We start from the raw sequence: 15,510 nt of genomic DNA on the forward strand, positions 1-15,510 counted from the left end.
GTCCCCATGGGCACCGCTCAGCCGGTCACTGTCCATACATGGAACTCTAGCTCTGGTTGAAGAAGCCGCGTTCCGCGATTCTGGCCTTGTCTTCGGCGGTCACCTCAACGTTGGCGGGGGACAACAGGAACACCTTGTTCGTAACACGTTCGATGCTGCCGTGTAGGCCAAAGACGAGACCTGCCGCAAAATCGACAAGACGCTTGGCGTCACTGTCAACCATTTCCGTAAGGTTCATGATGACCGGAGTGCCCTCACGGAAGTGCTCCCCGATCGTGCGCGCCTCGTTGTACGTGCGGGGATGAAGGGTCGTGATCCGCGCCAGATCGGTCGTACGACGCTCGAGCACGGTGGTGGAGGGACGGGGCGCGGGGACGGACGCGTCGCCGTCCTCATCGTGCTCCTGGGACGCCGTATGTCCTCCCTGCCCCCCGGCGGAGAAGCCCCGGCGCGCCGACTCGTAGTCGTCGTCGGCGTAGTCCTCGTCGTTCGCGTACTCGGTCACGTACCTGTCGTCGTAGCGGTCGTCCTCCACGAGACCGAGGTAGACCGCCATCTTGCGCATCGCGCCGGCCATCTCTCGTCGTCCTCCGTGTCACCGGGGCGGGTTCACCGCGCCACACGCCGTCCGGTACTGCCACGCAGTCCCGGCCGATGCCCGGCCCGGCTTCCTCCCCTTCATGCCTTCTAGGTCCCTGTCGGAAGGCCAGGGCGGTAGCCGTACCCCCGTGGAGCTCACCGCTGATCGACCTCTACCTGGATGCGGACACCAAGGTCCACTTGGGGGACATTACCTGACGAAGGGCTTCCTGCGGCCGAGCAACGCCGTACCGACACGCAGGTGTGTCGCGCCGTTCGCGATCGCCTCGTCGAGGTCCCCGCTCATACCCGCCGATATGACGTCCGCGCCGGGGTGTTCCTCCTGTACGGCCCGCGCCGTCCGGGCCAGGCGGGCGAACGCCGGGCCCGGCTCCTCCCCCAGCGGCGCGACGGCCATGACACCGCGAAGCCGCAGGTTGTCGGCTCGGGCGATGGCGGTGGCCAGATCGGGAACCGCCGCCGGAACGACGCCACCGCGCTCGGCGACTCCTCCGGAATCAGGCGGCGCGGTGTCCAGCGACACCTGGATGAGGCAGCCGATCTCCCGGCCGGCCTTCACCGCCTCGCGGCTCAGCGCGTCCACCAGCCGGGGACGGTCCACAGAGTGGACCAGGTCGGCATACGCGACCACGGAGCGGACCTTGTTGGTCTGCAACTGGCCGATGAAGTGCCAGGTGAGGCCGAGACCGGCGCATTCGGCCGCCTTGGCGGCGGCCTCCTGGTCCCGGTTCTCACCGACGTCAGTCACTCCGAGCCCGGCGAGCAGCCGTACGTCGGAAGCGGGGTAGGTCTTCGTTACCGCGATGAGTGTGATCTCGGAACGGTCCCGGCCGGCGGCGCGGCACGCATCGCGGATGCGTGACTCCGTCTCGGCCAGGCCCGCCGCGAGCTCCTCGCGTCGTGCGTCGTTCACATGTACTCGCGTGTGGGGAGGGTCACTTGAGGAAGTCGGGCACGTCGAGCTCCTCCTCCTGCTCCTCGAACACCACCGGCCGGCGGGTTGCCGGCTGGCTGACGCGCGAGGTGATCGGAGTCGGCGGCTCGGGCGTGGGGCGCGGAATCGAGAAGGGTCCCGTTGCCGTGCTCTGCTCCGAGCGCGACGCCTCCGCCGTGCTCTCACGTGAGAACGGTCCAGCGGGCTCGGAAGTTTCCGGAGCGCGATCGGAAACCGGCGTCACCGCGGGCTTGGGCGGCTGGACCGCCTCGACCTGGGAGACCGGCGGCGCGGGCGGGGTCACCGGAGTGGACGGGGCGGACATCGGCCGGACCGGGGCGGACTGCTCCGCACGCGGTTCGGGCTTAGCCGGGGCGGACGCCGCGGCCGGCCGCGCGGGCGGCGTGGCGGCCGGGCGGGCCGGTTCCGGCCGGGCGGGCTGCGGCCGCGCGGCGGACTGGGACGGAGCGGCCGCCGGCTTGGCCGGCGCCGGCTCGTCGAAGCCCGCGGCGATGACCGTCACGCGCACCTCGTCGCCGAGGGCGTCGTCGATGACCGTGCCGAAGATGATGTTGGCGTCCGGAGCCGCCGCGTTGGACACGAGCTGGGCCGCCTCGTTGATCTCGAACAGGCCCAGGTCCGAGCCGCCCGCGATCGACAGCAGCACGCCGTGCGCGCCGTCGATGCTGGCCTCAAGCAGCGGGCTGGACACCGCCATCTCGGCGGCGGCCACCGAGCGGTCGTCGCCGCGGGCGTGTCCGATGCCCATGAGCGCGGACCCCGCGCCGGACATGACCGACTTCACGTCGGCGAAGTCCAGGTTGATGAGTCCGGGGGTGGTGATCAGATCCGTTATGCCCTGCACACCGGAGAGCAGCACCTGGTCGGCGGCCTTGAACGCGTCCAGCACGCTGACCTGCCGGTCGGAGATGGACAGGAGCCGGTCGTTCGGGATGACGATCAGCGTGTCCACCTCCTCGCGGAGGGTCTCTATGCCGGCCTCGGCCTGCATCGCCCGGCGCTTGCCCTCGAAGCTGAAGGGCCGGGTCACGACACCTATGGTCAGGGCGCCGAGCGAGCGGGCGATGTTCGCCACGACGGGCGCGCCACCGGTGCCGGTGCCGCCGCCCTCGCCCGCGGTGACGAACACCATGTCGGCACCCTTGATGACCTCCTCGATCTCCTCGCGGTGGTCTTCGGCGGCCTTGCGGCCGACCTCCGGGTTGGCGCCGGCGCCCAGGCCGCGAGTGAGCTCGCGGCCGACGTCAAGCTTCACATCGGCGTCACTCATCAGCAGCGCCTGGGCGTCGGTGTTGATGGCGATGAACTCGACGCCCTTGAGTCCCTCCTCGATCATCCGGTTGACGGCGTTCACTCCGCCGCCGCCGATGCCGACGACCTTGATGACCGCGAGGTAGTTCTGCGGTGCTGCCACGACGAGGGGCCTTTCCGCTCGTTTGCGTTGGATGCGGGCGGTGCCCGCGCTGTCTCAAAACTCTCACCCTCAAGTTGAGATTTAGAGTTATGTCAACCTGAAGATTGATACGGACAGTAGGGTTGCCCCTCCCCCAGGGTCAACTAACCTCGCCGCAAGCGCCGTCCGGCGTGTCGCGGCCTGTCCGATTCGCGCGCGCGTCTGATCACTCCTGGCCAGGTTGATCGCGCGCTCCGTGAGAAATGTCACTTCACCGTCACCACGTCGGGTGAGCTGACGTCGTAACTGGCGGCCCGGGTCTTGAGGAGGGACTGCAGGACCCGTGTCTTCTCCGCCGACCGCCCGGCGTCTCCCCACGTGACCTCACGGCCGTCGGCCAGGAGCAGCGAGACGGACGAAGGCGACGGCGCGCCCACCTCGCTGACGCGTGCCCTCAGCCTCTCGGGAAGGGCGGTCAGCACGGTCAGCGCGGACCGGGTGGCGACGTCGTCCGGGGCCGGCCGCTGGACGCGCAGCAGGGGCAGCCGGGCCGTCACGCCCGCCTCGCCCAGGACCACCCCGTAGCGGTCCATGGTCATGGCCCTGCCGTTCACCTTGGCCACGGCCACGGGGGTGCGCTCGACGACCGCGACCTGGAGCGTCCCCGGCCAGCCGCGGTCCACGCGCACCGACTCCACCTGGGTCAGCGCCGCGACCCGCCGCTCGACCTCTTCCAGGTCGACCCGGGCCAGCGGAGTACCCGGCGCCACTCCGGACGCGCGCCGCACATCGTCGGCGGGCACCCTCGCGCTGCCGGTGACCCGAACGTCCCGCACCCCGAGCACGGAGGAGAAGAAGACCAGCCACGTCGCCGCGCCGACCACGCCACCGGTCAGCAGGGTCGCCAGACCCACTCGCCAGATGGTCGCCCTCACGTCTCACTCCGATCGGCGGGCGGCGAGCCTCCAGGTGGGGTACCAGGTGCCGTACTCGCCGGTTCGGCTCACCACCTTCGCAGCCCGGAGGCCGTCACGCGCCGCGACTCGCCGGACCAGTGGCCCGCGACCGCCGCCACGACTCACCCGGCGGACAGTTCCTCGACGATCCGCGGGCCCAGCTCGGTCACGTCACCGGCGCCCATCGTGAGGACGATGTCCCCGGGACGCGCCCGTCCCGCCACCAGCGCGGGCACCGCCGACCGGTCCGGCGCGTACGCGACCCGCTCCTCGGGCAGCGGCACCTTCCCGGCCACCAGCGCGCCGGAGACGCCCGGCTCCGGATCTTCCCGAGCTCCGTACACGTCCAGGACGATCGCCTCGTCCGCGAGTCCGAGAGCCGCGCCGAACTCGTCGGCGAAGAAGCGGGTGCGGGAGTAGAGGTGCGGCTGGAAGACCGCGATCACCCGGCCGCCCTCCGCCACGACGTCACGCGCCGCGCGCAGGTCCGCCGCCAGCTCCGTCGGATGGTGGGCGTAGCTGTCGAACACCGAGACGCCGTGTGCCTCTCCCTTGGCCTCGAACCGCCGCTTGGCGCCGGTGAACACTGCCAGGCCGTCCCTGATCTCGTCGAACGGCAGGCCGAGTTCCAGGGCCACCGCGATGACGGCCGTCGCGTTGAGCGCGTTGTGCCGGCCAGGAACGGCGAGGCGCACGGTGCCGTGGCCGTCCACGGTGAACTCCAGGCCGAGTCCTCTCGGGACGATGTCGACGGCGCGGAGGTCGGCGCCCTCGACCTCGCCGTACGTGACGACCTTGAGGCCGCGCTCGCGGGCGATGGGCTCGAGCGCCGCGGCGCCCGGATCGTCGGCGCAGAGCACGAGCACCGACCCGACCCGCTCGGCGAAACGCGCGAAGCTGTCGTAGACCGCCTGCGGCTCGCCGTAGTTGTCCAGGTGGTCGGGCTCGACGTTGGTCACCACGGCGATGCCCGGCGCGAGCATGAGGAAGGACCCGTCGCTCTCGTCGGCCTCGGCCACGAAGACCTCGCCGTTGCCCTCGTCCGCGCCGAGGCCGGTGGTGACGAGCTGCCCTCCGACGCAGTACGACGGGTCGGCGCCGCACTTCTGCAGGGCGACCGTCAGCATGGAGGTCGTCGTCGTCTTGCCGTGGGTGCCGGCGACGGCGATCCCGGTCCGCCCGGCCATCACCGCGGCCAGCGCCGCCGCCCGGGGGATGACCCTCAGGTTCTGCCGCAGCGCCTCCCCCAGCTCGGGGTTGGAGTCGCGGATCGCGGTGGAGACGACGACGGTGTCGACGTTCTTGATGTGCGAGGCGGCATGGCCCACGTGCACGACGGCTCCGAGGTCGCGAAGCTCGCTCAGCATCTCGGAGGTGCGGGCGTCACTGCCGGACACGGGGACACCGCGCTTCAGCAGGATGCGCGCGATGCCGGACATGCCCGCGCCGCCGATGCCGATGAAGTGCACCCGTCCCAGCTCCTCCGCCGGGACGGGCTGTACGAGCTTGACAAGACTCACTGGTGGTTCCCCGCTCCTCGGGTCGTCTTCGTTCTCATCGGGAAGCGATCTCCAGGACCTTGCGCGCCAATATGACGTCGGCGTCCTTGCGGCCCATCCGGGACGCGGCCTCGGACATCATCGCGACACGTTCGGGGTCCTGCAGGATGGGCAGGAGCATCCGGACGATCCACTCGGCCGAGAGGTCGGCGTCGTCGACCATCAGGCCGCCGCCCGCCTGCACGATCGGCTGCGCGTTGAGCCGCTGCTCGCCGTTGCCGTGGGGCAGCGGAACGTACGCCGCCGGAAGCCCCACCGCGGTCAGCTCCGCGCACGTCATCGCGCCGCTGCGGCACAGTACGAGGTCGGCCGCGGCGTAGGCGAGATCCATCCGGTCCACGTAGGGCAGGATCACGTACTGCGGGTCGCCGGGCGGGGGCTCCATCTCGACCGTGTTCTTCGGGCCGATCACGTGCAGCACCTGGATGCCGGCCGCCCTCAGTATGGGCGAGGCTTCGAGCGCCGCCCGGTTGACGGAGCGGGCGCCCTGGGAGCCGCCGAACACCAGCAGCGTCGTGCGGTCGGACTCGAGACCGAAGTAGGACCTCGCCTTGTCCCCCAGGGAGAAGCGGTCCATCATCACGACCTCGCGGCGCAGCGGGATGCCGACGCACTGGGCGCCCGGCAGCGCGGTGTCGGGATGGCCGGTGAAGACGTGGTCGGTCAGCCGGGCGCCCAGGCGGTTGGCGAGCCCGGGCCTCGGGTTGGCCTCGTGGACCACGATCGGGACGCCGCGGCGGCGCGCCGCGAGATAGCCCGGAGTGGCGACGTACCCGCCGAAGCCCACCAGGACGTCGGCCTGGACGCGATCGAGGACGCCGGCCGCCGCGTTGATCGCCCCGGCCAGCCGGCCGGGCACCGTGAGCAGCTGCGGCGTGATGGCGCGGGGCAGCGGCACGGCGGGGACCAGCGCCAGCTCGTATCCCCGGGCCGGCACCAGGCGGGTCTCCAAGCCCCTCTCGGTGCCGAGGCAGGTGATCCCGATCGCCGGGTCCTGCTGGCGAAGCGCGTCGGCCAGCGCGAGCGCCGGCTCGATATGGCCGGCCGTGCCTCCGCCGGCGAGGACCACCCTCATGTCACTCCCTGCCCTCGGGTCGGATCGAGCGCCGGGTCATCGGCTCGCGCGGCGAGATCTCACCGCCGGACGACCCAGGCCAAGCCAGCTTAGAGCCCGAGCGGCCGGTCCCGGTCCACGGGCGGCGAGGGCCTCGGCCGCTCCGGGCTCCTGCTTGGCGAACGACAACAACATGCCAAGCGCGGCGAGAGTCGGCAACAGGGCAGACCCTCCGTAGGAGACCAGCGGAAGGGGGATGCCGGTGATGGGCAGTACCCCGATCACCGCGCCGATGTTCACGAGCGCCTGGCCGGCGATCCACGCGACCGCCGCGGCGGCGGTCAGCCGGATGAAGGGGTCGTTGACCCGCGACGCGATCCGCAGCCCGGCGTAGCCGAGCAGGCCGAACAGCGCTACCACGACGAGCGTGCCCATCAGGCCAAGCTCCTCGCCGAGGATCGAAAAGATGAAGTCGCTCTCGGCGTGCGGCACCCAGTCCCATTTCGCCCGGCTGCTGCCGAGGCCGAGCCCGAACCAGCCGCCCGTTCCCATCGCTATCTGTCCCTGCGCCGCCTGGTAGCCCTCGCCCTGGGCGGAATCCCACACATGCAGGAACCCCGTGAGCCGGGCCATCCGGTACGGCTCGACCATGATCATAATCGTCGTGGCGAGCACGAGCAGCCCGAGAACCGCGGCGAACAACCGCACCGGCGCGCCGACCACCCACAGCAGGGTCAGGAAGATCAGCATGAGCACGATCGTCGTGCCGAGGTCGCGACCAAGCATGACCAGGACCGCGAGGATGGCCACGCCCGGCATCAGGGGGACCAGGAGGTGCCGCCACTCGATCAGGCCGCCACGCGCCTTGCGCGCCAGCATGTCGGCGCCCCACAGGACGAGCGCGAGCTTGGCCGGCTCCGAGGGCTGGATGGTGAAGCCGCCGATGTAGAGCCACCGCTGCGCGCCCAGCTCGGTGGCCCCGATGAAGATCACCATGACCAGGCCGATGATCGAGATCGCCAGCAGCGGATATCCAGCGAGCTGGAAGATGCGCCGCGGCAGCCGGGAGCAGATCCACATGATCGGAAGGCCGAGCGCCACCGCGCCGATCTGCCGCAGGAACAGATAGAACGGCGAACGGCCCGGACTGATCTGCATCGACTCGATGCTGGACGCCGAGAGGACCATCATCAGCCCGAGCGCGAGGAGCAGAGCGCTGCACCCGAGGACCAGGTAGTACGAGACCAGCGGCCGTCCGAGGAGCTCACGGAGCCGGGCCCGCCACCGGAGTATGTCGTGCGCGTCTCCGGCCTTTTCCGCCGCCTCACTCGTCATATGTGCTTTCGTCCTCGTTTTCCCCGGCGTGACGTCTAGCCGGAAAGCCCGCGAACCGCTCGCGCGAAGGCGTCCCCTCGTGCCCCGTAATGCGGCCACATGTCCAGCGACGCCCCGGCGGGCGCGAGCAGGACGGTGTCCCCGGGAGAGGCGAGCCGCCGGGCTTCGCCGACGACGCGGTCCATGACACCAGTGTCTTGCCCGGGGACGTCCACCACCGGGACATTCGCGGCGTGTCGCGCCAGAGCCCGCCTGATTCGCTCGCGATCCTGGCCGAGGAGCACGGCTCCGCGCAGTCGCGGGGCGGCCCGGCGCACCAGGTCGTCGACGTCCGCCCCCTTCAGCTGGCCTCCGGCGATCCACACGATCGACGGGTAGGCCGCGAGCGAGGCGGCCGCGGCGTGCGGGTTGGTGGCCTTGGAGTCGTCCACGTAGTCGACCCCGCCGACCGTGGCCACATGCGCGATCCGGTGCGGGTCGGGCGTGAAGGCCCGCAGGCCGCGCCGTACGGCGTCGGCGGGCACGCCGTACGCGCGGGCGAGCGCGGCGGCGGCGAGCGCGTTGGCGACGTTGTGCGGCGCGAACGGCGTGATGTCGTGGAGATCGGCCAGTTCCTCGGCCTCATGGACGGGATCGGCCACGAACGCCCGGTCGACCAGGAGTTCCTCGACCACGCCGAGCTGCCCCGGCAGGGGCGTGCCGAGCGTGAAGCCCACGAGCCGGGCGTCTCCGCCGCGGACCTCGCCCGGCCGGTACGGCCCGGCCAGGCGCTCGGACCACTCGTCGTCGGCGTTGTAGACGATCACACCGGCGTTCTCGAAGATCCGGGCCTTGGCGGCGGCGTACTCCTCCATGGACCCGTGCCAGTCGATGTGGTCGGGGGCGACGTTCAGCAGCGCGGCGGCGTACGGCGCCAGGCTCGACGACCAGTGCAGCTGGAAGCTGGACAGCTCGACCGCGAGCACGTCGTACGGCTCGCCCACGGCCTCGGCGATCGGGACGCCGACGTTGCCGACGGCGGCGGCGCGGTGCCCTGCCGCGATCAATATCGAGGTCAGCATCCGCACGACGGTGGTCTTGCCGTTGGTGCCGGTCAGGGCGAGCCAGGCCGCGGCCGAGCCGTCGGTCGCGCGGAGCCGCCAGGCCAGCTCGACCTCGCCGATCACCTCGACGCCGGCCCGCGCGGCGGCGGCCAGCAGCGGATGGCCGGGACGCCAGCCGGGCGAGGTGACGAGCAATGACGTCCCCTCGGGGAGGATCGGCTCGCCGAACCGCACCTCGACGCCGAGGGCGGCCAGCTCGGCGGCGGCCGCCCGCTGGCGCTCCCCTTCGTTCGCCTCGAGCACGATGACGCTCTCGCCGCCCGCGGCCAGGCCGCGGGCCGCGGCTGCGCCGGAGACCCCGAGCCCGGCGACGACCACGCTCACTGTCTGGGCATCCATTCGAGGTAGAAGAGGCCGAGCGCGGAGGCGGCGCAGAGCGCGGCGATCAGCCAGAAGCGCACCACGATGGTGGTCTCGGCCCAGCCCTTCAGCTCGAAGTGGTGCTGGAGCGGGGCCATCCGGAAGACCCGTTTCCCTGTCAGCTTGAAGAAGCCGACCTGGATCATGACCGACGCCGTGATGACCACGGGCAGGCCCGCCAGGACGACCAGCAGGAGCTGGGTGCGGGTGGTGAACGCCAGGCCGGCGATGACGCCGCCCAGGGCGAGCGACCCCGTGTCGCCCATGAAGATCTTGGCGGGCGGGGCGTTCCACCACAGGAAGCCGACCAGGGCTCCGAGGACGGCGGCGGCGACCACGGCCAGGTCCAGCGGGTCACGCACCACGTAGCAGTTGGGGCCGAGCGCCGCGGTGCAACTGTTGCGCAGCTGCCAGTTGCCGATCAGCACGTACGACGCGAGCACGACGCCGGTCGCGCCGCTGGCCAGCCCGTCGAGGCCGTCGGTGAGGTTCACGGCGTTCGAGAAGCCGACGATGATGAACAGCACCCAGATCGTGAACCCCACGAGTCCGATGGACGGCCCGAAGTCGCGCAGGAAGGACAGCTTGGTCTCGGCCGGGGTGATGTCGTACGCGTTGGGGAACTGGACGCAGAGCACGGCGAACACGGCGCCGACGACGAGCTGGCCGAGCGCCTTGGCGCCGCTCCGCAGGCCCAGGCTGCGCTGCTTGTAGATCTTGATGAAGTCGTCCAGGAACCCGACGAGGCCGAGACCGGTCATCAGGAACAGCACCAGCAGGGCCGACACGGTCGGCGGTTCCGGCACCGAGGAGAAGAACGTCATCAGGTGCGCGCTGAAATATCCGATCAACGCGGCGATCACGATCACGGTGCCGCCCATGGTGGGGGTGCCCCGCTTGTCGTAGTGCCCCGAGGGTCCTTCCTCGCGGATGTTCTGGCCGTAGCCGCGCCGGGCGAAGAGCCGGATGGCCAGGGGTGTGCCGGCCATGGACAGCAGCAGCGACACCATGGCGGCGATGAGGATGTTCCTCACCGGTCGTCACCTCCGAGCAGTGCCTCGGCGACCCGTTCGAGACCGGCCGCCCGCGGCCCCTTGACCAGGACCACGTCTCCCGGGGCGAGCCGCGTGGACAGTTCCGCGGCTGCGGTGGCGGCGTCGGGGACGTGCAGCGCGTCCGGCGCTCCGGCCAGGACCGGTCCTGCGTCCTCTCCGCCGACGACGATCAGGCCCTCGAGCCCGGCGCCCGCGGCGAGCCGCCCGACGTCCTCGTTCAGCGCGACGCTGTCCTCTCCGAGCTCGCGCAGCGCGGCGATCACGGCGAAGCTGCGCCGCCCCTCACCGAGTACGGCGAGGCTGTCGAAGGCGGCCCGCATCGAGTCGGGATTGGCGTTGTACGCGTCGTTGATGACGGTGACGCCGTCGCTCCGGTCGGTGACCTCCATGCGCCAGCGGCTGCGCGGCTCCGCCTCCGACAGCTCCTCGGCGATCGTCCCCACCGGGAGCCCCAGCTCGTAGGCGGCCGCGGCGGCGGCCAGGGCGTTCTCGACGGCGTGCGCGCCGTAAAGGCGGAGCCGTACGGGCGCGGCGCCGGACGGCGTGCGCAGCGTGAAGGAGGCGCGTCCCCGGCCGTCGAGCGTCACGTCCTCGGCCCGCACCTCGGCGTCGGCGGACCGTCCGAAGAAGGTCACCCGGGCACGGGTGCGGCCGGCCATGGCGGCCACCAGGGGGTCGTCGGCGTTGAGCACGGCCACGCCGTCCTCGGGCAGCGCCTCCACGAGCTCGCCCTTGGCCTGCGCGATCGCCTCCTTGCCGCCGAACACGCCGAGATGGGCGGTGCCCACGTTCAGCACGACACCGATCCGCGGCGGCGCGATCCGCGCCAGGTCGGCGATGTGGCCGACGTTCCTCGCGCTCAGCTCCAGGACCAGGAACCGGGTGCCCTCGTCCGCCCGCAGCACGGTCAGCGGGTGGCCGATCTCGTTGTTGTACGAGCCGACGGGGGCCACGGTGGGGCCCATCCGGGCGGCGAGCCTGGCCAGCAGGTCCTTGGTCGTGGTCTTGCCGGCGGAACCGGTCACCCCGACCACGGTCGCGCCGGGCAGCTCGGACACGACGGTGGTCGCCAGCGCGGCGAGGGCGGCCAGGACGTCACCGACGATCACGGCCGGCGCCTCGACGGGCCGGGACGCGAGGACGGCGACCGCCCCGTCCGCGCACGCCCGCGCGGCGAAGTCGTGGCCGTCCGCACGCTCTCCCTTGATCGCGACGAACAGCGATCCCGGCTCGACGGCCCGCGAGTCGATCACGACGGGGCCGCGGACCACGGCGCGGGCGTCGGCCATGCCGGTGAGCGCACCCGAGGTGATCTCGGCGACCCGGGCCAGCGGCAACGGGATCATGCGTCTTTCCTGCTCTCTATCACGTTTGATCGGTCGACTCCGCCTCGCCTCACGCACGCTGCGGCGGCGCGTCCCGCCCCGCGTCGTGCCCGGCTCGGCTTCCTCTCCTGGAGATGGCCTCGGCGACCACCTCACGATCGTCGAAGGGGATGACCTTGCCCTCGACGTACTGCCCCTGCTCGTGGCCCTTGCCTGCCACGACCACCACGTCTCCCGCTCCCGCCCCCGCGATGGCCAGGTCGATCGCGGCGGCCCGGTCGGGCTCCACGATCACGTGCGCTCGTTCGCCCTGAGGCACCCTGAGCGCTCCCTCCATCATCGCGGCCAGGATCGCGAGCGGATCCTCGCTCCTGGGGTTGTCGCTGGTGAGAATCGCGACATCGGCCAGCCTCGCGGCGGCCTCTCCCATGATCGGGCGCTTGCCGCGGTCGCGGTCGCCACCACAGCCCAGCACGACGACGAGACGGCCCTGGGTCACCTCGCGCAGCGAGCCGAGGACCGACTCTACGGCACCGGGCTTGTGAGCGTAGTCCACGATCGCCTGGAAGCCCACCGAGCCGGGAACGCGCTCCATCCGGCCGGGAACGCCGGTGAACGCGCCGATGCCGTCCACCGCCGTCTGCAGGCCGACGCCCGCCTCGACCAGTGCGACGATCACGCCGAGGGAGTTGGCCACGTTGAACGGGCCGGGCAGGGCCACCGAGGCGTCGGCTTCGACTCCCCCGGGGCCGACCACACGGAAGGTGCTGCCGTCGGCGCCCAGCCGCACGTCCTCGGCCCGCCAGTCGGCCTCGGCGGCTCCCTTGGCGGAGAACGTCGTCGTCGGAACCTTGGCCCGGCCGAGGAGCTCGCGGCCGTACGGGTCGTCGATGTTGACCACGCCGACGCGGGACAGCTCGGGGGTGAACAGCCGGACCTTGGTGGAGAAGTAGTCCTCCAGGTCGCTGTGGAAGTCCAGGTGGTCCTGCGACAGGTTCGTGAATATCGCGACATCGTAGAAGATGCCGTCCACGCGCCCGAGCGCGAGGGCGTGGCTGGACACCTCCATGGCGGCGGCGGACACGCTCTGCTCCCGCATCAGCGCGAACAGCCCGTGCAGGTCGCTGGCCTCGGGGGTGGTGAGCTCCGGCGTGAACCGCAGGTCGCCCGCGCGGATCTCCACGCCGCCGACCAGGCCGGTGCGGTGACCGGCCGCCCGCAGACCCGCCTCCAGCAGGAACGTGGAGGTCGACTTGCCGCTGGTGCCGGTGACGCCGATGACCATGACGTCACGCGCCGGCCGGCCGTACACCCACGCGGAGACCTGCCCGAGCAGGGCCCGCGGGTCGGGCACGACGAGCACCGGCAAGCCGGTGGCCGCGGCGGCGTCACGGCCCTCCTCGTCGGTGAGGATCGCCACCGCCCCCGCCGCCATGGCCTCGCGGGAGAACGCGGCGCCGTGGGCGTTCTTGCCCGGGAGCGCGACGTACAGGTCGCCCCGCCGGATACGGCGGGAGTCGATGCCGATGCCGGTGACGGCGCCGCGGGGCGCCTTCGAGCCGGGTGAGGGCACCACGGAGGACGTGCCGAGAACGGCCGCCAGGCCGGAGAGCGGGCGGGCCGGCACGGCCTCGGGACGCATGGAGAACGGGGGACGCACGGCGAGAGCGTACCTTCCCTGGTCACTCTCCGGCGCGAAGGACGACCTTGGGCGCCTTCGTGCCGGTCGGCGGGATCTTCTTGGTCTTCAAGGCGAAGCTCATGACCTCCTTGAACACGGGCGCGGCCACCATGCCGCCGTAATGACCCTTCTTCGGATCCTGGATGACGGCCAGCGCCACCAGGCGCGGCGCGTCCGCCGGGGTGAAGCCGACGAACGTGGCCGTATAACCGCAGTACCCGCCGCACTTCTGGTCGTACCGCATGGCCGTGCCGGTCTTTCCCGCCACACGATATCCGGGGATCGCCGCCTCCGCTCCCGTGCCGTCGTTGCCCACGGCGGCTTCGAGCATCCCGGAGATCTGGCGCGCGGTCGTCTCGCTGATCACCCTCGTCTGCTTGGCGGTCGGCGCCGGGACCAGGTGCCCGTTGCCGTCGGTGGTCCCCGCGACGAGCGAGGGCGTCACCCGCACGCCGCCGTTGGCGATCGTCTGGTAGACGCTGGCCATCTGCAGCGCGGTGACCGAGACGCCCTGGCCGTACGCGACGGTGCAGCGCTGGCTGCCGGACCAGGACTGCCACGCGGGCAGCAGGCCGGCCTCCTCGCCGGGCAGCCCGGAGCCGCTGGTCGCGCCGAACCCGAACGCGCGGATCGTGTCGTAGAGCCGCTGGTCGCTCAGCCGGCGCGCCGCCATGATCGTGCCGACGTTGCTGGACTCCGCGATGACCCCGGTGAACGTGAGCCGCTCGGGCGCGTGCGGGTGGGCGTCCTTGAGCGTCCGGTCCGCGCACTGGATCTGGTCGGGCACCCGGAAGACGGTGTTCGGGGTGACCCCCCCGTGCTCGATCGCGGCGGCGGCCGTGATCACCTTGTTGGTGCTCCCCGGTTCGAAGACCTCCGACACCGCCCGGTTGCCCCGGTCCGCCTCGGACACCGTGTCCCAGTGGTTCAGGTCCACTCCCGGCGAGTTCGCCATCGCGAGGATCTGGCCGGTCTTGATGTCCATCACGATCACGCTGCCGCTGAGCGCCTTGCTCGCCTGGACCTGACGGTCGATCGCCTGCTCGGCCGCCCACTGGACGTCCCGGTCGATCGTCAGGCGCACGTCACGGCCCGCCACCGGCTCCTTGCGGGTGCTGCGCGTCATCGGGATGCGCTCTCCGCCCCGGCCGATCTCGATGCTCTGCTGGCCGTCCTGCCCGGCGAGGATCTTGTCGTACGTGCGCTCCAGCCCCTCGAGGCCGTGCCCGTCGAAGCCGACGAAGCCGAGCAGCCCGCCGGCGAGCCTGCCTCCGGGGTACTGGCGGCGGTAGGTCGGCTTGGAGCCGACACCCTTGAGCCCGAGACTCATGATCTTCTTGGCGCGCAGCGGCTCGACGTCCCGGTCGAGGGGGATGTACCGCTGATCGGTCTTCGCGAGCGCGGCGGCGACCTTCTCCTTGGGCAGGTTCAGCTCCCTGGCCAGGGTGGTGCCGACGAGGTCCCGCTTCTTCGGGTCCACGTCGTACGGGTCCACGTAGATCTCGGCCGCGTCCATGGTGAGAGCCAGCTCGTTGCCGTTCACGTCCGTGATCGAGCCGCGCTTGGCCGGCAGCGTCTCCGGCTGGACCCGCTGCTGGGCCGCCTTCGCCTGCAGCGCCTTCGAGTCCAGCCCCTGGAGCTGGACGAGGCGCCCCGCGAACAGGGACAGCACGAACGCCATGGCGATCAGCCCGGCGTGCAGGCGCCGCTCGGGGTTGCCCAGGCGCAGTACGGCGGGCGGCCGGGGTTGCGGGGTCCTGGGCGGCTGGTTCCTCGGCTGCCGGCTCCGGGGCGGCTCGTCGCCCGGAGGCCGGCCGGGCGGGCGGAGGCCGCGCGAGCGCATGGTCTCCTGCCGGTCGTCCCCCCTCGGGGCGCGTGGCCCTCCGGAACGCGGCCCACCGCCCTGCCCGCCGGGCGCGGGACGCGGCTTACCGTTCTGCCCGCCGGGCGACGAGGGACGAGGCTTACCGTTCTGCCCGCCCGGCGTCGCGGAACGCGGTTCACCGCCCTGCCCGGCGGCCTTACCGGGGTCCTCGCCCGTACGGCGCGGCCCGCCGGGACGTGAGTCCCTCGGAGTGCCTCCGGAGGCGCCGGACCTGCCGCCCCCGGGGCCGGACCGTCCACCGGCACCGGG

12 protein-coding genes are annotated in these 15,510 nt (G+C 71.7%); all 12 read right to left on the reverse strand.

Annotated features, from left to right (window positions below; all coding sequences use genetic code 11):
• Positions 1 to 46: 46 nt before the first annotated feature.
• Positions 47 to 577: a cell division protein SepF gene (locus tag AB0I59_RS08340; RefSeq protein ID WP_061252350.1), complete on the reverse strand. Its 531-nt coding sequence runs from the start codon at positions 575 to 577 to the stop codon at positions 47 to 49.
• 213 nt (positions 578 to 790) lie between these two features.
• Positions 791 to 1,513, reverse strand: coding sequence for a YggS family pyridoxal phosphate-dependent enzyme (locus AB0I59_RS08345; protein WP_358131443.1), 723 nt, complete (start codon positions 1,511 to 1,513; stop codon positions 791 to 793).
• Positions 1,514 to 1,535: 22 nt separating this feature from the next.
• On the reverse strand, positions 1,536 to 2,969 hold the full coding sequence (ftsZ, locus tag AB0I59_RS08350) for a cell division protein FtsZ (protein WP_358131445.1): 1,434 nt from the start codon (positions 2,967 to 2,969) through the stop codon (positions 1,536 to 1,538).
• 245 nt (positions 2,970 to 3,214) lie between these two features.
• Positions 3,215 to 3,883 carry a cell division protein FtsQ/DivIB gene (locus AB0I59_RS08355; protein ID WP_358131447.1) on the reverse strand — a complete coding sequence of 223 codons (669 nt, stop codon included), beginning with the start codon at positions 3,881 to 3,883 and terminating at the stop codon, positions 3,215 to 3,217.
• Positions 3,884 to 4,026: 143 nt separating this feature from the next.
• The gene (gene murC / locus AB0I59_RS08360; protein ID WP_061256781.1) at positions 4,027 to 5,424 is read right to left on the reverse strand and encodes a UDP-N-acetylmuramate--L-alanine ligase; all 1,398 of its coding nucleotides are present in this window, start codon (positions 5,422 to 5,424) and stop codon (positions 4,027 to 4,029) included.
• Between the two features lie 34 nt (positions 5,425 to 5,458).
• The gene (gene murG / locus AB0I59_RS08365) at positions 5,459 to 6,538 is read right to left on the reverse strand and encodes an undecaprenyldiphospho-muramoylpentapeptide beta-N-acetylglucosaminyltransferase (RefSeq protein WP_061256779.1); all 1,080 of its coding nucleotides are present in this window, start codon (positions 6,536 to 6,538) and stop codon (positions 5,459 to 5,461) included.
• 36 nt (positions 6,539 to 6,574) lie between these two features.
• Entirely contained in the window at positions 6,575 to 7,852 is a 1,278-nt protein-coding gene (ftsW, locus tag AB0I59_RS08370) for a putative lipid II flippase FtsW (protein ID WP_061256777.1), read from the reverse strand.
• Positions 7,853 to 7,887: 35 nt separating this feature from the next.
• On the reverse strand, positions 7,888 to 9,294 hold the full coding sequence (murD, locus tag AB0I59_RS08375; protein ID WP_061256775.1) for a UDP-N-acetylmuramoyl-L-alanine--D-glutamate ligase: 1,407 nt from the start codon (positions 9,292 to 9,294) through the stop codon (positions 7,888 to 7,890).
• On the reverse strand, positions 9,276 to 10,349 hold the full coding sequence (gene mraY / locus AB0I59_RS08380; protein ID WP_082776966.1) for a phospho-N-acetylmuramoyl-pentapeptide-transferase: 1,074 nt from the start codon (positions 10,347 to 10,349) through the stop codon (positions 9,276 to 9,278). The genes murD and mraY overlap by 19 nt, the downstream gene beginning before the upstream one ends.
• Positions 10,346 to 11,716, reverse strand: coding sequence for a UDP-N-acetylmuramoyl-tripeptide--D-alanyl-D-alanine ligase (locus tag AB0I59_RS08385; RefSeq protein ID WP_061256774.1), 1,371 nt, complete (start codon positions 11,714 to 11,716; stop codon positions 10,346 to 10,348). The genes mraY and AB0I59_RS08385 overlap by 4 nt, the downstream gene beginning before the upstream one ends.
• 49 nt (positions 11,717 to 11,765) lie before the next feature.
• Positions 11,766 to 13,337 (reverse strand): UDP-N-acetylmuramoyl-L-alanyl-D-glutamate--2,6-diaminopimelate ligase, encoded by a 1,572-nt coding sequence (locus AB0I59_RS08390; RefSeq protein WP_358131592.1) that lies wholly within the window; start codon positions 13,335 to 13,337, stop codon positions 11,766 to 11,768.
• Positions 13,338 to 13,377: 40 nt separating this feature from the next.
• Positions 13,378 to 15,057 (reverse strand): peptidoglycan D,D-transpeptidase FtsI family protein, encoded by a 1,680-nt coding sequence (locus AB0I59_RS08395; RefSeq protein WP_494410546.1) that lies wholly within the window; start codon positions 15,055 to 15,057, stop codon positions 13,378 to 13,380.
• Positions 15,058 to 15,510 lie beyond the last annotated feature (453 nt).

Origin of the sequence: Microtetraspora glauca, assembly GCF_040656155.1 — a bacterium.
GTDB classification, from domain to species: Bacteria; Actinomycetota; Actinomycetes; order Streptosporangiales; family Streptosporangiaceae; genus Microtetraspora; species Microtetraspora glauca.